Source organism: Chitinophaga niabensis (assembly GCF_900129465.1).
Classification (GTDB): domain Bacteria; phylum Bacteroidota; class Bacteroidia; order Chitinophagales; family Chitinophagaceae; genus Chitinophaga; species Chitinophaga niabensis.
Genome location: NZ_FSRA01000001.1, coordinates 4,028,901 through 4,049,717 on the forward strand (window position 1 = coordinate 4,028,901; position 20,817 = coordinate 4,049,717).

The following is a 20,817-nucleotide window of genomic DNA, read 5'->3' on the forward strand; positions in this document are numbered from 1 at the left end:
AACTACCAGGACGGTTTTTTATGTCCATAACCGAACAAGTCTTCTTTATTTTTCCATCTGGTCCACTACAGCCTGGGAGATCCCTGTGAAAGAGAATCCACCATCGTGGAAGAGGTTCTGCATGGTCACCATTTTGGTGTAGTCTGAGAACAGGGACACGGTGTAATCCGCACACTGATCTGCAGAAGCGTTACCCAGCGGGCTCATTTTCTCTGCATAGCTGATAAATCCGTCAAAACCCTTCACACCGCTACCGGCTGTGGTCCTGGTCGGAGACTGGGAGATGGTGTTGATCCGCACTTTATTCTTCACACCATAGTGGTAGCCAAAGCTGCGGGTAATGGATTCCAGCATGGATTTAGCATCCGCCATATCGCTGTAGTCCGGGAATACCCTTTGTGCGGCAATATAGGTCAGTGCCACAACGGAACCCCATTCATTCAGCGCATCCAGCTTATAGGCTGTTTGCAATACGCGGTGGAGGGACATCGCCGAGATATCCAGTCCTTTATGGTAAAAGTCGTAATCCAGGTCAGTATAGGGCTTTCCTTTACGAACGTTCACACTCATACCAATAGAATGGAGGATGAAATCGATCTTGCCACCGAAATGCTCCATTGATTTGGTAAACAGGTTATTAAGGTCATCCATGCTGGTGGCGTCGGCAGGTATTACCGGGGCTTTACAGCTTTCAGCGAGTTTGTTGATCTCACCCATACGCAATGCAATAGGAGCATTGGTCAACACAATCTGCGCTCCTTCCTGTACGCAACGCTCTGCCGTTTTCCAGGCAATGGAATTTGCATCCAATGCGCCAAAGATGATACCTTTCTTCCCTTGTAATAAGTTATGAGCCATTGATTAAAATTTGGGCAAATTTAGCAGTTAAAGTCGAAAATTGAAATGTTATTGCATAACCATCTCCCTGGCATTCTCTAAAGCAGCAGGTGTAGGCTTTTCCCCACTCAGCATTTTAGCAATGGCAGTGATCCTTTCGTCCTGCGATAACAGGCGGACATGTGTTTGCACTTTATCTCCTTCCATGTGTTTGTAAACAAAATAATGTGCGTCTGCTTTGCCCGCCAGTTGTGGCTGGTGTGTGATACAGATCACCTGGTGGCCGCGGGCCAGTTCTTTCATGATAATACCTACCTGGCGTGCCGCCTCTCCGGAAATACCGGTATCTATTTCATCGAAGATCAGGGTAGGTAAAGCCACAGATCGTGCTACCAGTGATTTTATACAGAGCATTAAGCGGCTCAGTTCCCCGCCGGATGCTACTTTTCTTATCGGGCCAAAGTTGTTGCTCTTGTTGGCATCAAACAGGAATTCAATTGTATCCTGCCCATAAAGCTGCAATGCCCCCTGCTGAATGGACACCCTGATCCTTGCATTAGGCATGCCTACCTGGGCCAGCAAAGCATTCACCTTTTGTTCAAATGGTGCTACCTGCGCTATCCTCTTTTTAGTGATGGCTGCTGCTGTTTTTTCCAGTTCCTCTTTAAGTAAGGAGATCTGTTTTTCCAGTTCCAGGATACGGCCATCCAGGTTCAGCACATTTTCCAGGCCCTGTTCCAGCTGCGTTTTAATCTGCAGCAGCTCTGCCGTGCTTTGCACGTTATGTTTTTTCTGAAGCCTGTAGATCACGGCAATCCGGTCGTTCAGCTGTTCCATGCGTTCGCCGTCGTATTGCACCTGGTCATTTAACCTGTCCACTTCAGCGGCAATGTCCTGTAATTCCACATAGGTGGATTGCATGCGGGCTGAAAGCCCTGGTACATCTTTATGGAATTCAGATAGGGTTTGCAAAGAAGCCTGTAGCTGGCGTAATTGCTGCAGCACAGGTTGTTCATCTTCTTTTAACTGAAAATGAACACGGGTAAGGGTGGCTTTGATCTCTTCTGAATGGCTGAGCATCTGTTGCTCCGCTTCCAGCGATTCCATTTCACCTTCCTGCAGATCTGCTTCCAGTAATTCATCGAGCAGGAATTTATTATAATCAGATTCTTTATTGGCACTGTCGCGCTGCTGGATACATTCTTTGAGGTCTTTCTGCAGGCGGGCATATTGCTGGAACTTGCGGACATATTCCTGCAATTGTTCCTGGTGGCCGGCCAGTGCATCTATTACCTCCCGCTGAAAATCAGATTTCTCCAGCTCCAGCGTATCAAACTGCTGATGAAGGTCTACCAGCAGTAACGTTAATTGAGACAACTGGGAAAGGTTCACAGGCGTATCGTTGATAAATGCACGTGATTTACCGGCAGAGCTGATCTCCCGGCGCAGGATCACCTGGTCTTCCGCATCCAGCTCATGTGCTTCAAAGAATGCCTGTACCTCCGGTGTTTTTACCTTAAACATTCCCTCTATCACACATTTCCTTGTTTTATCAAACAGTACGGAAGGGTCTGCACGTTCTCCCAGGATAAGGCTTAAAGCACCAAGCAGGATAGATTTACCTGCTCCCGTTTCACCGGTGATCACATTGAGGTTGCCGGAGAAATCAACCTCCAGATTGTCTATGATCGCGTAATTCTGAATAACCAGTCGGTATAACATAACTAAATTTCCAAATGCAATATCCCAATATAATTATGAATTATCAATTTGACTTATGCACGTCTATTTCCCATCCAGTCTTAACATCCCGGCTTTTGCTTTCTGGTCTAGGGAATTTTTGTAGTCATGCCCTTCCATGTCCAGGCAGGTTTGAAAACTTTGCCTTGCTTTGGGCTTATCTCCCCATTTTTCATAGATATATCCCATTTGCAGGGCGGAACGTGCGGCAAAATATTCCGGGCGGTTACTGCCTGCTTTGATAGTGGCTTCATAGAGGCGGATGGCATTGGTGTCCTGCCCCATTTCATCATAAATGCGGCCAAGGCGGTACGCGTACTCCAGTTTTTCTTCTATGGTATTGAAGTCGTTGGAACGTTTGGTAAGCATCAGGGTAAGGGCATTCTGGTAGAAGCCGCCGTCGCTGAGCAACCTGGCTTTCAGTAATACGGGATTAGGCCAGGTGCCTTTCTTTGCTTCTTTCTGTGCCTGCTTATCGGCTTCGGTTTCCGTGTTACCTTTCTGGAATATCAGGCTGCGGTACCTGTTAGCCTTCGCCATATCCCCTTTCATATACCAGGCCCAGCTTAAACGCTGCAATGCTTCTTTTACATAGAACTTGCCTTTGAAGTTATTCACGAAATATTCAAGGTGTTCTATGGCATCATCATCCTGGCGTTCCAGCTTCATGAGTCCCAGCACATAATCCTTGTAGAATATTTCAGCATATTCAGGGCTTTGTTTACGCTCTTCCAGCACTTTAATGCCTTGTGCCGCCTTTTGGTTATTGAGGGACAGGTTGGCCACCATAAGCGCAAACAGGTAGTTGTTATGCGTATCCAGCTGTTTTGCCTGGATGAACTGCCACAGCTGGTCCGGTTTATTTTCGATGAATAGTTTGAGATAACAATAGTAGTAATAGGATTCTTCGCGAAAAATTACGGCAACAGGGTCATTGCTGTCTATAAAACCCTGTAAGAGGCGCATACCTTCTTTGATACTGCCGCGCATGCCCAGGATGTTGGTGATCCATTTGTACCCGTCCGGAATAGTGCCGAACACGGTTTGCATGGAACCCAGCAGCAAATTATTGGGCAGGAACTGCGGGAACTTTCGCTGGTTATCTTTCAACGTTACATACGCCTTGCGCACTTCCCATACCGCATCCCATCTTTCTCCGAACTTCACTTTCACCATAGCCCACTGGAATTTGATGGCCGCCTGTGTATACAGGTAATAGGGAGAATCTTCCGGGCCTTCCGCCATCAGGCTCAGCCTTACGGCACGTTGCTTCTTCTGGCGGGCATATACAACAGGGTCTTCATTAAAGAACAGGATAAAAAAATCTGCGTAGTTATCCAGGAAATAAGGAATGAGATTATCAGGGTTTGCACGTTTCTCTTCTTCCAGTAATGCCTTACCAGTATTCAGCCGTAATTGCATAATGGCATCATAAGCCTGCTGGCAGCGGGAATTGAACTCGTATCTTTTTTGCTGCGCATGTACAGAAAGAGAAATGCCACAACAAAGTGCAATGATGAAAATAAAACGCATAGGGGCAAAAATAAGGAACTCCGCGTAATGGATATGCGCGGAGTTCTTTTAAATAAAAAAGGACATCTTTCGATGTCCTTCCAATATTATGCCTGTACAGTAGCGTCGAGGTCGTTGTCTACCAGGATGCGGCCGCAATGTTCGCACACTACGATCTTTTTACGCTGGCGGATCTCAGCCTGCCTTTGCGGGGGGATAGCATTGAAGCAACCACCGCAGGAATCGCGTATCACTGTTACAACAGCCAGGCCGTTGCGGTAGTTCTTACGGATCTTTTCATACGCCTGCAGTAAACGCGGGTCTACTTTTTCGCGTGCTTCTTCGGTGAGTTTCTGCAATCCTTTCTCTTCCTTATCCGTTTCACTGATGATCTTTTCCAGTTCGCCTTTCTTATGTTTCAGGTTGGACTCCTTGTCTGCCACCGCTTTTTTGGCAACATCCAGGGCGCGTGTTTTCTCTTTTACTTCTTCGTTAGCATCTTTGATGTGCTTCTCAGCCAGTTTGATCTCGAGGTTCTGCATCTCCACTTCTTTGGTGATGGCTTCAAATTCACGGCTGTTCTTTACATTATCCTGCTGCTTTTCGTATTTTTTGGCGAGGGCCTCAGCTTCTTTGATCGCCGCTTTTTTGCTGGCAATAAAATCAGTGATGCTTTTAATCTCATCCTCAATATGCCCCTGGCGGAGGTTCAAACCTTCAATCTCATCTTCCAGGTCCCGCACTTCCATCGGCAACTCTCCTTTCAGGATCTGGATTTCGTCCAACTTGGAGTCGATCTTCTGTAATTTCAGTACAGAAACCAATTTTTCCTCAACGTTGTATTCTTTAACAGTAGCCATGTATTATAAATAATTTACCGGGTTTGTACTAATGGTAGATTTAAGAGGCGCAAAATTACGGAAATTTTCGGTCAATATATGATAAAATAACTCCACCGCGAACTGTTCGCTCTCAAAATGTCCCACGTCTGCTATAATTAATTGATTTTCAGCATCAAAAAATTCATGGTATTTAAAATCGGCGGACACATAGGCATCCGCTCCGGCGGCAATTGCCTTCTTCAGGAGAAAGCTTCCGGCCCCTCCGCAAACGGCCACTTTTTGTACCTTTTTGCCCCTGAGGGGGGTATACCGCACGCAGCCGGTCTTAAATTGCTCCTTTACCAGCCGGAGGAAGTCCATTTCCTCCATCGCTTCCGGCAGGGAGCCCACCAGCCCGGAACCTACTTCCGCCCATTCATTTTCCAGCTTCACAACATCGTAGGCCACCTCCTCATAAGGGTGATGCTGCAGCATGGCCCGGATCACCTGGCCTTCCAGGTGGGCAGGGAAGATCACTTCTATCTTTATTTCACCCTCCAGGTGGCGTTCTCCGGGTTTTCCCACATAGGGATCTGTATCCGGCGCCCCTTTAAAGGTACCTGTACCATCGTGGTAAAAGCTGCATTCGCTGTATTTGCCAATGTGCCCCGCTCCTGCTTCAAAAAGCGCCTGCCGTACTATTTCTGCATCGGCGGCCGGGGCAAAAGTGAATAATTTTCGTAACAGTTCCCTTTTAGGGGCCAGCACCCTGGTATTTTTCAGGTTCAGCCGGCCCGCCATCATGGCGCTCACCCCTGCCCGCACATTATCCAGGTTGGTATGGGCAGCATAAACGGCAATATCATTTTTGATAGCTTTGATGGCCACCCTTTCCACATAATTCTTGCCATTGATCTTTTTCAGGCCGCCAAAAACAATGGGGTGATGGGCAATCACAAGATTACAGCCCTTTTCCAAAGCTTCGTCCAGCACAGCTTCTGTGGCATCCAGGGTGAGTAACACACCCTTTACCTCCGTATCTCCGCTTCCGAAGATAAGCCCGGCGTTATCATACGATTCCTGGTAAGATAAGGGAGCAAATGCTTCAATTACTTGTATTATATCGCGGATGATCATATCTTTTATTGCTGGTTCAGCTTGTTCGTTAGATTTGTAAAATAAAATCGTTTTAATGACAGTGCAAAAAACTTCATCCGGGCTTTACGAAGATTATAAGGCAAAAATGCGAAAAGTGGCAGACGTAAGGAATGCCATGTCTGTACTGGGCTGGGACCAGGAAACCTACCTGCCTGAAAAAGGAGCGTCTTTCCGTGGCCAGCAGTTGACTACACTCAGCTCCATAGCCCATGAACTGTTCTCCGAGGATGCACTGGGCGATATCCTGAAAGAACTCAGTTCCCGCAGCGACCTCAATGCTGTACAACAAAAGAATGTGGCCCTCTCCCTGGAAGATTATGAGAAGAACCGTAAGTACCCCGCAGCTTTTGTTGCCGAACTGTCCACCGCTACCAATGCAGCCTATCATGCATGGATCCGGGCCAGGAAGGAAAACAATTTTGATGTGTTTGAGCCGCTGCTGGCCAATATGGTGGAACTCAAAAAACAGGAGGCAGAGATCCTTGGCTACAAAGGCCATCCTTATGATGCGCTGCTGAATGAATATGAAAAAGGAGCAGATGTGCAAATGCTGGATAAAATATTCAGCGGGGTGAAAGAATCCCTTTTGCCCATCCTGCAAAAAATAGCCCTGCAGGAGGTGCCTGATAAACAATTCCTGCACCGCCATTTCCCTAAAGACCAGCAATGGCAGTTTGGTTTGAACCTTCTGAAAGACATGGGATACGACTTCAAAGCAGGGCGGCAGGATATTTCGGAACATCCTTTCACCACCAGTTTCAGCCCCCAGGATGTAAGGGTGACCACCCGCATAGATGAACAGGACCTTGGGAACATGACCTGGAGCTGTATCCACGAAGGCGGGCATGCGCTTTACGAACAGGGACTTCCGGTAGAAGAATATGGCCTCCCCAGCGGAGAAGCTGCCAGCCTGGGTATTCATGAATCCCAATCCCGCTTATGGGAAAACAACTTAGGCCGCAGCCTTACTTTCTGGCAATATCATTACGGCAACCTGCAGGCCACTTTCCGCAGCAGCCTGCTGGCAGTACCTATCCAGGATTTCTACAGGGCCATTAACCTCGTGCAGCCTTCCCTGATCCGCACAGAGGCAGATGAGCTTACTTACCATTTCCATGTAATGATCCGCTATGAAATTGAAAAAGGTTTGATCGGCGGAACATTGCAAACAAAAGACCTGCGCGAAATATGGAATCAGTATTACCGCGAATACCTGCAGCAGGAAGTACCGGACGATCTGAGAGGTGTTCTGCAGGACATTCACTGGTCTCACGGCAGCTTTGGTTACTTCCCTACTTATTCATTAGGAAGTTTCTATGCAGCGCAGTTATATACTTCTGCACAGAAACAGGTGCCGGGGCTGGAAAATGCTATTGCAGATGGTAAATACGGTCCTTTGCTGGAATGGTTGAGAGAGAATATTCACCAGTACGGCAGGTTTTATACTTCCAATGAATTGTGTGAAAAGGTGACCGGGGAAAAACTGGAGTTCAAATATTTCCTGGATTATGCGAAGAAGAAATTTGGGGGGATCTATCAACTATAATGTTGCTGAAGCTGTAAAAATCTTATCTCAATATTGTATACCCCTTCAGTGATCCTTCAGTGAACCTTGTGCAAACCTCTGCCAACAGAGGGCTTCGCTGAAGGATCACTGAAGGATGACAGAAGGTTCACTGAACAAAGGACTGTTTTAAAAACAGTCCTTTGTTTGTTTTTATCTGATCGCTGATCTGAATTCCTCCAATGTTACCACACCTTCCTTTCGCCATACTTCTTTTCCATCTTTATACAACACAAAAGTAGGCGGCGCTTTGGCATTGATGCTGTTCATCACATCCGTATCCTTACCGGCATCCACATTCACTAATTTCAATTGCTTTTCTTTAACGATCTGCTTCACAACAGGTTCCATTTTCCGGCATGGGGGGCACCATGTGGCACCAACGTCTACCAGCACCCATTTTCCATTGCTTACCGCTTTCTCAAAATCAGGTATGCTCAACTGCGGGCCGGCGGCAACACCTGTCAATGCTTTACCGGCTTGTTTCCAGGCTATTACACCGCCTTCCATCTCTACCACTTGGGTATACCCGTTCTCACGCATCCATTTGGCAGCAGCTGTACTGCGGCCGCCACTCAGGCAGTAGATATAGACTGGTTTGGATTTATCAAGATATTTGATCCGGTCAAAAAACTCGCTCTTCTTTGTAAAATCAGCCTGCAGGGCATCCTGCAGGTGGCCCGTGTTAAATTCTTTCGCCGTACGTACATCCAGCAACTGGATATCCGGTTGCTGCATACCTTTTTCAAAAGCATCCGCCGGTACTGCGTTCTGCGCAAGACCAACCAGTGCAGCTAATAATAAACAGGCTGCTAAAAGCATCTTTTTCATACCGTAAAGATACTACCGCTTCTTTGAAAGCTGGTCCAGTTTCCGGAAATTAATGAACACCTCTTTACCCTGGCGGGCCGGATGAGAATTGTGACAGGGTGCGAAGATCTTAAAATTGAAATACGGCTCGAACATTCTGCGGTATACTTTGATACCACCTCCGAAAGGAGGGCCGGGCTCATCAAATTCCCTGTTGAACAGCAGGCCCACAAGGGCACCTTTTTCCCAAAGGAGATCGTACATGTGACGGGCATATGCCATCCGCAATGCAGGGTCCAGTGCGCATAAGAAGGTTTGCTCAATAATAAGGTCGTACTCGGATTCGTGCTCAAAAAAATCTCCTACAATAAATTTGATCCCTGTTTGCTGATGTTCTCTTTTCAGTCTGTCGATTAATACGGAGGATATATCCAATACCGTTATATCCTTAAACCCATTGTCCCATAAATACCTGGCTTCGTAGCTGTTGCCACCACCGGGAATTAATACACGAAGATTTTTGTTGGGAAGCTGATCGATGTACTCTCTGAGAGGGGGTGAAACTGTTCCCATATCCCACTCCGTTTCGCCACGCTCGTAACGGGCGTTCCAATAAGACTTGTCTAATGCAGGCATACCTGTTAACTGTTTGTACTAATTGCTTGATTCAAATGGTAGAAAGGCCTGAGAATGATTGAGTAGCATACCTCCGCCAGGCAGCAAATAAGTGATAATTCAGCTAACAGTATGAAAACATAATGTTAATATAGACAGATAATTGTTTTTTAAATATTAATTTTAGATCAGATTACGAATTGGGCTCATTGCCCATACACCTGCGACTATATCCGATATCCATGAACTACCAGGAACAGTTGTGCTGTTTTAGAACGTATTGTGCCATCCTACTGCTTGCATTTACTGCGGCTTCCCTGCATTCCAGTGCACAGACAGTAAGGTTTACTATTAACGGTAAACAAAACGATTGTGCTCCACACGCCCTTTCCTTTACCAACATGTCTGACAACGGCGCCACCGCCTACTTATGGGACTTTGGACAAGGCTCTACTGCTACCACGCGGGATGCCGGCATTACCTATCTCAACCCGGGTACATACAAAGTAACGTTAACGGTTACTTATCCAGGTGGCCCTAAAACATATAGCGAGAACATTGAAGTATATGCAAGACCGGTACCACAGTTCTCTGTATCCAACGTGGTTGGATGTACGCCTTTACCTATCCAGTTCACAGATCAGAGTACCCCCGGTTCCGGTACCCTGCAAAATGTAACCTGGGACTTTGGGGATGGTGTGATCACTTCTGACCCAAACCCCTCCCACACTTATAACGTAGGCGGCAACTTTTCCATTAACATTATCGCTACCAATAGCTTCGGCTGCTCTGCCGGTCTTGAAAAAGCCCGGCTCATCAATGTAGGGGAAACACCCAACGTGGATTTTACTTCCGATGCTTTCAGCAGCTGCACCACGCCCCTGACCGTTAATTTCACCAGTACCGGCCCGGCAGGTTTAACCTATGCCTGGGATTTCGGGAACGGCACTACTTCAACAGCTGCCAACCCTACTGTGGAATACCAGCAGGAAGGGCGTTTTACAGTAACCTTAAGAGCAAGGAATGCCCAGGGTTGCGAAGCAGTGATCACTAAACCCGCGTTCATCACTATTGAAAAAACAAGGGCAGACTTTACCACGCTAGGCCCGGTTTGTACAGGCGTTAATGTACCCCTGATCAATACTACCATGCCACGCCCCACACTTTCTACCTGGACCTTACCGGATGGAAGACAAACCCACGGTACAGATGCTTCCTACTACTTCTCTGCACCAGGTGACTATGTTTTCACACTCGAATCCGGCCTGCCGGGTTGTATGGAAACCATCACCAAGACCATTACAGTGCATCCCTCTCCGGTGGCCAGCTTTACGGCAACACCTCCACAGGGTTGCGCTATTCCTTTCAACACACAGTTCACCTCTACATCCACCGGCGCCACGGAATGGTTCTGGAACTTCGGAGACGGCACTACAGGTACAGGATTGAACCCAACACATACCTATACACGATTTGACAGTTATGATGTTGCATTGCGGGTGAGGTCTGACCAGGGTTGTGAGGCCAGTGTAACGCTGCCTGATTATATCCGCGTGGAAGAGCCTGAAGTACAAATGTATATTTCAAATCCTGAAGGCTGTCTTCCTCACACCACCACATTCAGCGCCACATTGCTGAGTGCCGGTATGATCACCGGTTACAGCTGGGATTTTGGAGATGGTACCAGCTCCACTGCCGTAACACCTTCTCATACTTACACTACAGAAGGTGTGTTTAACGTGCGGCTGGTTGTAACTATCACGGGAGGCTGCCAATATACCATAGACACTACTGTACGAGCCGGCAGGATACCTGTTGTGCAATTTGACGGAGATCCGAAGAATCCCTGCCAGCGATACCCGGTTAACTTTGTGAATCAATCTGTTCCCCGCGGTACAGAATGGTACTGGTTCTTCCCGGACGATGGAGGCAGTGTGGAAACAGCAGAGAACCCTTCACATATTTTCCGCAATATCGGCAGGCACGATGTAACACTTACCGTGAGCAACTATGGCTGCCGCCGTACGCTCACTAAAATAGACTTTATCACTATCCTGCCTCCTATTGCCAATTTCATGATCAACAGGAATTGCAGCGACAAGTATACCGTGAACTTCACAGACCTTTCAGACTTTGGCCCCATTGCGGGAACACCACGTTTCTGGTCATGGGACTTTGGAGATAACTCCCCGCTGGTTACCACTCCTTCGCCAACACACGTGTATGCGGCACCGGGAGTGTATACCATCCGCCTTACCGTGAACGACGGCAATTGCGAATCTGTACATGCGGTAACAATAGAAGTGATGGATGAAAAGCCCATTATCGCTGCGCTTAATACAGAAATATGCGCAGGCGGCGCTGTTACTTTTACCAGAAGTAATACTGACCCTGCCAACATTGTTTCCTATTCATGGAACTGGGGAGACGGTACGTATGCACCGGTTCCCGGTACTTCCATTTCCAAAACATATAACACTCCCGGCGATTACAGCGTTGTACTCACTGTGTTAGACAGGAATGGCTGCGTCAGCACATCCAACATCATCCCTGTGAAAGTGAACGGCGCTACAGCTGATTTCAGTTTTACCGGCAGGAATTGTAAGGGAGATGAACAATTATTCACAGATGCATCTGTTGCCTCGCATGGTTATAATATTCGTTCATGGACATGGAATTTCGGAGACGGCACTACACCCCAGGTATTGCAAACCAAACCGGTAGACCACAAACATGCCTTTGCACAAACAGGCACCTATAACGTGCGGTTGCAGGTTGAGGACAATGCAGGATGCGTAACATCCGTCACCAAACCGGTTCCGGTAACAGGTGTAACTTCAAACTTCCGTACGCCCTCCACCATTGCCTGCAGGGACCAGCCTATTCAATTCAGCAATACTTCAACTGGTAGCGGACTTATCTATGCATGGGATTTTGGAGATGGTGCCACAAGCAATGTGCAGCATCCTGTAAAAGCCTATTCAACACCCGGTGAGTATGATGTAACACTTACCGTTACTAACACCATCGGCTGTACGGAAACAGTAACAAAAGGTAAATTTGTTATTATTCCCGATCCGGTGGCCAGGTTCAGCATGCCATCCGATCTGCAGGCATGCCCTCCGGTGCTGGTACAGTTCACCAATGAAAGCAGCCAATATGTACGTTCTGTATGGGATTTCGGAGATGGCAGCCGCTCCAGCCTGCAAAACCCTTCCCATGTATTTAACCTGCCCGGCACCTACACCATCCGCCTGGATGTTTATTCTGCCGGTGATTGTATCAATTCCACCACGCGGCAGATCACTATCAAGGGCCCTACCGGTACCCGCGATATGACGCCAAAAACAGGTTGCGTGCCACATGAGATGACGATCTCAGCTACTTCCACGAATGCTGTGAAGTACATCTGGGACTTTGATAACGGGAATGTACAGATCACTACTACTAACTCTTTCAAATACACTTACGATAAAGAAGGCATCTATCATCCAAGGGTGATCCTGGAAGATGCGCAGGGTTGCAGAGTACCTGCACAAGGCCCTGAGGAAACTATTATCGTAGATCAGGCGAAAGCATCCTTTGTGCTGGATGATGCGCTGGCATGTGATGCAGGTGATGTATTCTTCAGCAACAGCAGTACCAGCCTTTCTTATCTCAGGCTCCAGCAGCCGCAAACCTATCTCTGGGATTTTGGTATCACCCACAGAACAGACGATGTGAGCACTGCGCTTAACCCCACTTATTTTTACAACGGCGTGGGTACCTACCAGGCTAAAATGGTGGTGACCAGTTTCTATGGATGTAAGGATTCCCTGACCATGCCTGTAAAAGTAGAACCGTTGCCGGAAGCTCGCCTTAGCCCTGTGAATCCTATCTGTGCCGGCGATTCCATCCTTTTCAGAGGATCGGAAGGCAAGAGCCTGCCTGATACCAAATGGGTATGGCTGCTGGACGATATGCCGGCTAATGCAACAGGCGCTAATCCGCGAATGGTGTTCAGAACACCCGGCAGCCACCAGGTAAAACTGGTGATCCGCAACGAGAGTAATAAATGTCCGGATACTGCCATGGTACCCATTTCAGTGAATCCGCTGCCGACTGTGAACGTGATGCCTAAACAAGCCGTACTCTGCCAGGGACAATCCCTGCAGCTTCAATCCAATGCAAGCCCCGGAACATATTCCTGGACCAACTATAATATTTCAGATGCCGGCAATGCCAATCCAAGTGTGAGCCCGGTGGTGGATACCACTTACCGCCTCCGCGTGATCAACAACTTCGGTTGTATGGTCAACGACTCCATGCGCATCACTGTATCACATCCTTTCGAGGTAAGGTCTAATAATGCGGTGATCTGTAGCGGCAAGCAAACACAACTTTCTGCAAGCGGAGCCGTTCGTTATCGCTGGTTACCAGCCACCGGCCTGAGCAGGGCAGATATTGCCAACCCGTTTGCAAGGCCGGCTGCCACCACGCAATACCAGGTGGTGGGTTATGGCAATGATGCCTGCTTTACAGATACAGTGAATGTGCTGGTCACCGTAAACCCTTCCCCCGTGGTTAATCCCGGTCCGGGAAGAGTGGTGCCGGCAGGTACGGAAGTAACCTTAGGGATACAGGGTTCCCCTGATATCATTCAATGGCAGTGGTATCCTGACAAATGGATCACCTGCGCAGACTGCCCTTCTCCTGTGGCCACGCCTAAAGGAGATGTGACCTATAACATTACTGCCACTAACCAATATGGCTGCGCTACCATTGCGCTGTTGCCGATCAAACTGATCTGCCCGGCCAGCACGGCATTTATCCCTAACTCTTTCAGCCCCAACGGAGATGGACAGAACGACATCTTCTACGTAAGGGGGAAAGGCATCAGCGGCATCAGGTCATTTAAAATATTCAACCGCTGGGGGCAAATGGTATTTGAAAGAAGTAATTGCAATACAGACGATGCAGGATGCGGATGGGATGGTAAGTTCGGCGGCGTATTGCTTAACCCGGATGTTTATATCTATTACGTGGAAATGACCTGTGATTCCAATGAACCATTGTTAGTCAAGGGGAATGTGACCCTTTTGCGCTAATTTGACAATAATATTATATATTTGTATAATTCATAAGTATCCCATATCCTTTGTAAATGATGAGAACCGTCCCTGCACCTCATATGAAAAACCCGCATGCTATACGTAGCCGGCCCTTGCTGTTGCTGCTTTGCATGTTGGTTGCTCCGGCATTCATAAAAGCGCAGCAGGCTGGCTTTACTTATACCGCATCTCCCGTCAGCCAGTGTGCCCCTGCTGTTTTTACCTTTCGGAATACCAGCACCGGTACCCCCCTTTCCTGCATATGGAACTTTGGTAACGGCAACACTTCTAACGATTTAAACCCGGTGGTCACATTTCCGAATGCCGGGCCGGTAACGGTTACACTTACCGCCTATTACCCAAACAGTACCAGCAGCGCCACGCAGAACTTTGTGGTGTATGCTATGCCGGTACCGGACTTTTCAGTTAACACAGCCATAGCCTGCGGCCCTTACACCGCCACTTTCACAGACCTCACACCCGGAGGGGTGCAGCGGATATGGGATTTCGGGGATGGTACACCAACAGTTACCACTAACTCTTCTACTGTTCAGCATCAATTCACCCGTATAGATACATTTGATATAACACTCACCGTCAGCAATACAACAGGGTGCACCAAAACCCTTAAAAAGCAGGACTTTATTAAGCTGGCTGCGCCTGTGATCAATGTTTCGGGAACCGGGCTGCAGGGCTGCGTACCTTTTGCGGCCACTCTTTCTGCCAATGTTACCACTATCAATAACGACCCTGTAGCCTCCTATGCCTGGGTTTTCGGAGATAGTCAAAGTAGCAATGGTACTACGCCGGGTATTACACATACCTATAACTCGGCAGGTAATTTCAATGTAAGTCTTGCCATAACCACACAGCAGGGCTGCACAGCCACCCGCAATTTTCCGCAACTGGTGAAAACAGGTACTGCACCTTCCAATGTAAGTTTTACTGCTACGCGGCCGGATAATTGTGCAGGCACCAGCGCCCGCCTCCTGGCAACAGCCACCAACGCCAGCCGCTACCGCTGGGACTTTGGGGATGGTACAACCTATGAAGGTCCTGAGAACGACATCAACCGGGTATTTCGTATAAGCGGCCCGGTTACCATACAAATGAGTGCGGGTTCCAATGGATGTTTCACTGCCGCAACCCCTATCACGCTCACCAATAACGGTCCGGTGGCTGATTTCAGCTTTACCCGCCGATGTGATAACAAGAACGCCTACAACTTTACAAATACTTCTGCCGGTTCCGCCGGCGATACTTACGAGTGGGATTTTGCTGATAACTCCCCCTTGGATAACACCATGCATCCTGTCCATGCCTATACGCAGCCAGGCACTTACAATGTGCGGCTGACAGTAAGGAACACGGTACAGAATTGCATGAGCACCATCTTCAAAACAATCCAGGTTTTCACTGCAGATTTTCATACCGGGGTAGGCACCATTTGCCGCAGCAGCGAAGTAGATTATGGTGTAGTGCATGTACCGCATACCCTTGTAGACAGCTACAACTGGAAGTTCGGTGATGGTACCGGCTTAACCACAACGAATGTGGACATCAAAAAAAAGATGCTGGTAAAAGGGCTTTTCACAGACACACTTATTATTCGTTATAACGATCCCGCCTATTGTGCAGATACGATCGTAAAGAAAGATCATCTGAATGTAATAGCACCCGTTGCAGGTTTCACACTGGCAGCAACGGCCTGCGAAGGCCAGCCGGTAAGGTTTGCTGAATCTTCCGTTCCTTCTCCCAACATTCCCTTAACGAACTGGAAATGGGACCTGGGGAATGGCACATCATCTGCGATCCAGGTTCCTGCACCAACAAAATATAACGCCAGCGGCCTTTTCCCGGTGAAGCTGGTGGTAACGGATGCCAGGAACTGTGTGGATTCCATCACGGTAAACATCCCTGTTCGGCCCACTCCTTTTGTGCATGCCACAACGCCGCAGGCTAAGGTCTGCGAAGGCAACAGTATAACCCTGCACGCGCTCAGCAACGATCCTGTAGCCTGGCAGCCTGCCTACCAGTTAAGTTGCACCAACTGTAATGATCCTATAGCTTCTCCATTAAAAGACACTTCTTATATAGCCATTGCCACTAACGTATATGGATGTTCGGCCAGTGATACCGTACAGTTGAAAGTAGTGCCCGTTGTGCGTTTACAGGTAAGCCCTGATACAGCCATCTGCCAGGGTATGAGTGCACAACTGCGTGCCGCAGGAGCTGCCACTTACAGCTGGACGCCGAATACGGATGCCATCAGCGGTCCGGCTACTGCCATGCCTGTTGTTACACCAACAGTCAATACTACTTATACCGTAGTGGCCGGTAACGATGTGGCCTGCCCTTCTGCCAGCGCACAGATCACCGTGCAGGTGAAACCGGTGCCTGTGGTAAATGTAGGGCCGGACCAGGTAGTAACCGCAGGCAGCCTGGTGAACCTCAGCTCCACTTACAGCAATGATGTAATCAAATGGGAATGGAAACCCAGCACGTATCTTGATTGTTCAACATGTCCGCAAACGGTATCTGCCATCCGCCAGTCTATGGACTATGCGCTGGAAGTAACTAACAACAATGGCTGTAAAAAAACAGATGTGGTGAACATTAAGCTGGTATGTGATCAGGGTATTGTGTTCTTCCCTACCGGCTTTACACCCAACGGAGATGGGGCAAACGATGTATTCTATCCACGTGGAAAAGGCGTGCAGGTGATCAAATCCCTGCGGATCTTTAACCGCTTCGGGCAGGAAGTATTTAAAAGAGAGAATTTCAATGTAGAGGATATCAGCCAGGGCTGGGATGGTACGCTGAAGGGAAAGGTGCTGCCGCCGGACGTGTATATTTATCTTTTCGAAGCGGTTTGTGACACAAAAGAGAAATTCCAACTAAAAGGAAACGTAACTTTATTCCGATAACACCATACCATGAAAAAGCCGAAGACGATGAAAACGCTGTGGAAAAGTGCGCGCCTGCTCATTTGTTGCAGCTTGGCGCTTAGTGCTGAGGCCCAGGATATACATCTGTCACAGTTTGCTGAAACACCTATACTGCGCAATCCGGCATTGATCGGCCTGTTCAAAGGAGACGTGCGCATACAGGGCGTTTACCGCAATCAATGGAACAGTGTTACCATTCCTTATCAAACGGGCACCATGAGCGGGGAAATGAAATTCCCCATCGGCCAATATAATGACCATATCACGGCAGGTTTACAAATGTCGTACGACCGGGCAGGCACCTCCAGGCTGCAGTCCGTTCAGGTATTGCCGGCGCTGAACTATCACAAATCCCTGAGTGAGGACAAAAGCAGCTTCCTCTCCCTGGGTTTCATGGGAGGTATGGTACAGCGGCAGTTTGATCCCACACACCTCACTTTCAATAACCAGTATACCAATGGCCGTTTTGATCCTGCCGCCGCTACCGGGGAAGAAGGAAGAATGGCCAGGATAGGTTATACTTACTGGGATGCAGGGGTGGGCATGAGTTATAACGGATCTTTAGGGGAAGAAGGCAATTACTTTGTGGGGGCAGCCTATTACCATTTCAACCGGCCCAAGGTTTCCTTTTATGACGATAAGACGATCACACTGGACCCAAAGCTGAGCTTTAATATGGGCATTACTGTTCCCTTGGCCGAAAGGATCAAGGTGATCGCACATTATAACCAGGTACATCAGGGTTCTTATTCAGAATTTATCGGCGGAGCCATGATAGGTTATAGTTTATACGATGAGGGGCTGGAATCAGACAGGGGCTTCTATGGCGGGCTGTTCTTCAGATGGAACGATGCCGTGGTCCCTATGATCAGGCTGGATATGGGTACCTACGAAATTGGAATGAGTTACGATGTGAATGTTTCCCGGCTGCGGACTGCCAGCCAGGCAATGGGAGGGTTTGAACTGTCTATGGTTTTCAAAAGTTTCCTGAACAGCCGGAACTCTACTTTGAACAGTGTAACCTGTCCGAGCTTCTAAAAAACGTTAACAAGCGTTAAAATTTTCAAAAAACCATGGCAAACAGATACATTTTGGCTTAGGTTTTGTTATATTTATAATAGGATCAAAACCGAAAAAGTTTGACAGATATTTAAAAAAATCATTATCTTTGGATACTATGTTGAAGAACTCTACGCTCATTTTATTTATCCTACTCTGTACCATATCCCTTCCGGCATGGTCTCAAAGTACTAAATCCCTCCCCGAAACGGAAGGTGTGAGTAAGGTTGTCAAAGCTTATCCCAATCCTGCTACTACTAAGATCTTTTTCGAGATCCAGCGTAATAACGATAAGGTTTACGAAATTATTGTCTATAACTTCCTCGGTAAAAAAGTAGATCACCTCAAGAATATCGCGCAACGTACACAGGTGAACCTTGATAATTACTATAGTGGATTATATATCTTCCAGTTACGTGAAAAGAACGGAAACCTCGTAGAATCGGGGAAATTCAATGTGGTCAAGTAATAGGAAGGTTTGAAGATATTGAAAAAGGCTACTGTTTCAGTAGCCTTTTTTATTTTTCCGGCGTTTGAAACGCTTTACCATCAAGGGTCTACAGACCAAGTCCACCTCAAGTCCACAGCATCTCCACCACAAGTCCACTCCAACTCCACACTAACCCCACAGATCCCCCGTTGTTCTCCCGTAGCAGGCCCATGACAGAACCGTAGCAAGCCCTTTAACAGCGCCGTAGACAACGCTTACTGTACCTCTACGATCAGGAACTTCAGGTAAGTGGTATTCTCTATATTCCAGAGGATAGGATGATCCTGCGCCTGTGTCATGAAAGTAACCTGCCGTAACTTCTTCCGCGCATCCTTTGCCGCCATATCGATGGTTTCCAGGAACATAGACGGGTCTACCAGGTTGGTGCAGCTCGCTGTGACCAGGAAACCTCCCGGCTTCAGCAACTTCATCCCCCTCAGGTTGATCTCCTTATAACCGGTTATGGCTTTCTGGATGTTCTCCCGGCTTTTGGTAAAGGCCGGCGGGTCCAGGATCACCACATCGAATTTCTTGTCTTCCTTTGTCCATTGTTTCAGCTGGTCGAAGGCATTTACTGCCTGGAACTGGCAGATATCCTGCAGCCCGTTCAACTCGGCATTCCTGCGGGCAGTAGCTACCGCATGTTCTGAGATATCCAGCCCCAGCACGCTTTTAGCCCCGTAATGGGCAGCATGGCAGGAGAAAGTACCGGTATAACAGAATGCTTCCAATACATTGGCCCCTTTTACGATATGCTGGATGGCCCGGCGGTTATCCTGCTGGTCCAGGAAATACCCTGTTTTCTGGCCGTTTACGATATCCACATGGAACTTTAGACCATTCTCTTTCAGGATGATATTGGTGTCGAAGGGAGCGCTTAAAAAGCCTTTTTGCTGAGGTAAACCTTCCAGTTCCCGTACAGGCACATCGTTCCTTTCATAGATCCCTTTGGGAGAGAAGATCTTTTCCAGTGCAGCCACGATGGCTGGTTTCCAACGATCTATACCCAGTGCCAGCGTCTGGATCACGAGGTAATCGTTGAATTTATCGATCACAAGGGCCGGCAGCTCATCTGCCTCCCCGAACACGAGGCGGCAGTTTTCCACATACCCTATCTTTTTCCGGTAGTCCCAGGCCTTTTGCAGCCTGTTCAGGAAAAAACCATCATTCACCTGCTCATTCCGGTCCCGGGTGAGCAAACGAACAAGGATCTGGGATTGGGGATTGATGTAACCCCTCCCCACAAAAACGCCTGTGTGCGTAAACACATCCACAATATCCCCGGGATTCACCTCTCCGTCTATCTGCCCTACTTCATTCCCGAAGATCCAGGGATGACCCAGCAGTACCCTGTTCTGTATCTTTTTCTTTAGAAAAACCTTTGTCATGTATCTTATTTCGAAGGCGCAAAGGTACACATTCCCCGCTTTATGCTGCGGGACGGAAATTTCTGCCAATTTGTCCCCATTACATCCCTTGGCAAAATAATTGACCGTTGTACTTTTGCAGTTAATTTATACCATCATGACAGAAAAAGACAAAGATATGCAGGCAAATGGGCAGCCGGAAGCAGAAGGCTTCCAGGATATTAATTCAGACGAGAACATGGCTGGGTCTACCCATCTAAATGATGCCGTACCAGAGGAGAATGAACTGGATAAGGTGAAAAGCGAGCTGGATGAACTGCGGAAGAAATACCTGCTGTTAAATGCCGATTTCGATAACTTTAAGAAACGTAATGCAAAAGAACGCATTGAACTCATAAATACCGCCAACAAGGAAGTGATCATTGCCTTACTGGAAGTGCTGGACGATTCCGAAAGAGCTGCCAGGCAACTGGAAACCGCTACAGACATTAATGTTGTTAAAGACGGCGTATCCCTGGTTTTCAACAAGTTACACAGCGTATTGCAATCCAAAGGCCTGAAACCTATGGAAAGCCTCAATGAAGAATTCAATGCAGACCTGCACGATGCCATCACGGAGATCCCTGCCCCTGCAGAAGAAAAAATAGGAAAGGTACTGGACGTTTTACAGAAAGGCTACTACCTGAATGACAAGATCATTCGTCATGCCCGCGTAGTAGTAGGAAAATGACGATGTGACAGCAATATTAAAGTCCACATAAATCCATAACAGCCCGCTCAGAGGAGTGGGCTATTCAAGTGTATAA

The 20,817-nt window shown here is 47.8% G+C and carries 14 protein-coding genes; 6 read left to right on the plus strand and 8 right to left on the minus strand.

Annotation, left to right across the window (positions count from 1 at the left end; all coding sequences use genetic code 11):
• Positions 1-45: 45 nt before the first annotated feature.
• The 5 genes from BUR42_RS16145 to BUR42_RS16165 all read right to left on the minus strand — a co-directional run bounded on the left by BUR42_RS16145 (position 46) and on the right by BUR42_RS16165 (position 6,047).
• Complete coding sequence (locus BUR42_RS16145) at positions 46-858, minus strand: enoyl-ACP reductase FabI (protein WP_074240207.1); 813 nt, start codon at positions 856-858, stop codon at positions 46-48.
• 48 nt (positions 859-906) lie between these two features.
• Complete coding sequence (gene recN / locus BUR42_RS16150; protein ID WP_074240208.1) at positions 907-2,559, minus strand: DNA repair protein RecN; 1,653 nt, start codon at positions 2,557-2,559, stop codon at positions 907-909.
• A gap of 63 nt (positions 2,560-2,622) precedes the next feature.
• Entirely contained in the window at positions 2,623-4,110 is a 1,488-nt protein-coding gene (locus BUR42_RS16155) for a tetratricopeptide repeat protein (RefSeq protein WP_074240209.1), read from the minus strand.
• 86 nt (positions 4,111-4,196) lie between these two features.
• Positions 4,197-4,949, minus strand: coding sequence for a zinc ribbon domain-containing protein (locus BUR42_RS16160; RefSeq protein WP_074240210.1), 753 nt, complete (start codon positions 4,947-4,949; stop codon positions 4,197-4,199).
• 3 nt (positions 4,950-4,952) lie between these two features.
• Positions 4,953-6,047 (minus strand): Nif3-like dinuclear metal center hexameric protein, encoded by a 1,095-nt coding sequence (locus BUR42_RS16165; protein ID WP_074240211.1) that lies wholly within the window; start codon positions 6,045-6,047, stop codon positions 4,953-4,955.
• A gap of 55 nt (positions 6,048-6,102) precedes the next feature.
• Here BUR42_RS16165 and BUR42_RS16170 point away from each other — a divergent pair, with 55 nt between their 5' ends.
• Entirely contained in the window at positions 6,103-7,614 is a 1,512-nt protein-coding gene (locus BUR42_RS16170; RefSeq protein WP_074240212.1) for a carboxypeptidase M32, read from the plus strand.
• Between the two features lie 171 nt (positions 7,615-7,785).
• Here BUR42_RS16170 and BUR42_RS16175 read toward each other — a convergent pair whose 3' ends face one another.
• Both BUR42_RS16175 and BUR42_RS16180 read right to left on the minus strand, forming a co-directional pair.
• A complete protein-coding gene (locus BUR42_RS16175) occupies positions 7,786-8,463 on the minus strand; it encodes a rhodanese-like domain-containing protein (protein ID WP_074240213.1) in 678 nt (225 codons plus the stop codon).
• Positions 8,464-8,475: 12 nt separating this feature from the next.
• Positions 8,476-9,078 (minus strand): methyltransferase domain-containing protein, encoded by a 603-nt coding sequence (locus tag BUR42_RS16180; protein ID WP_074240214.1) that lies wholly within the window; start codon positions 9,076-9,078, stop codon positions 8,476-8,478.
• Between the two features lie 221 nt (positions 9,079-9,299).
• Here BUR42_RS16180 and BUR42_RS16185 point away from each other — a divergent pair, with 221 nt between their 5' ends.
• From BUR42_RS16185 to BUR42_RS16200, 4 genes are all read left to right on the plus strand, one after another.
• On the plus strand, positions 9,300-14,144 hold the full coding sequence (locus tag BUR42_RS16185) for a PKD domain-containing protein (protein WP_074240215.1): 4,845 nt from the start codon (positions 9,300-9,302) through the stop codon (positions 14,142-14,144).
• A gap of 56 nt (positions 14,145-14,200) precedes the next feature.
• Entirely contained in the window at positions 14,201-17,074 is a 2,874-nt protein-coding gene (locus tag BUR42_RS16190; protein WP_084185603.1) for a PKD domain-containing protein, read from the plus strand.
• A 9-nt stretch (positions 17,075-17,083) separates the two neighbouring features.
• On the plus strand, positions 17,084-18,133 hold the full coding sequence (locus BUR42_RS16195) for a PorP/SprF family type IX secretion system membrane protein (protein ID WP_084185604.1): 1,050 nt from the start codon (positions 17,084-17,086) through the stop codon (positions 18,131-18,133).
• Between the two features lie 139 nt (positions 18,134-18,272).
• Positions 18,273-18,623: a T9SS type A sorting domain-containing protein gene (locus BUR42_RS16200; RefSeq protein WP_074240217.1), complete on the plus strand. Its 351-nt coding sequence runs from the start codon at positions 18,273-18,275 to the stop codon at positions 18,621-18,623.
• A 236-nt stretch (positions 18,624-18,859) separates the two neighbouring features.
• Here BUR42_RS16200 and BUR42_RS16205 read toward each other — a convergent pair whose 3' ends face one another.
• Positions 18,860-20,032, minus strand: a complete 1,173-nt coding sequence (locus BUR42_RS16205; RefSeq protein WP_074240218.1) for a class I SAM-dependent rRNA methyltransferase — start codon at positions 20,030-20,032, stop codon at positions 18,860-18,862.
• Between the two features lie 136 nt (positions 20,033-20,168).
• Here BUR42_RS16205 and BUR42_RS16210 point away from each other — a divergent pair, with 136 nt between their 5' ends.
• Positions 20,169-20,741: a nucleotide exchange factor GrpE gene (locus tag BUR42_RS16210; RefSeq protein WP_074240219.1), complete on the plus strand. Its 573-nt coding sequence runs from the start codon at positions 20,169-20,171 to the stop codon at positions 20,739-20,741.
• Positions 20,742-20,817: the final 76 nt, after the last annotated feature.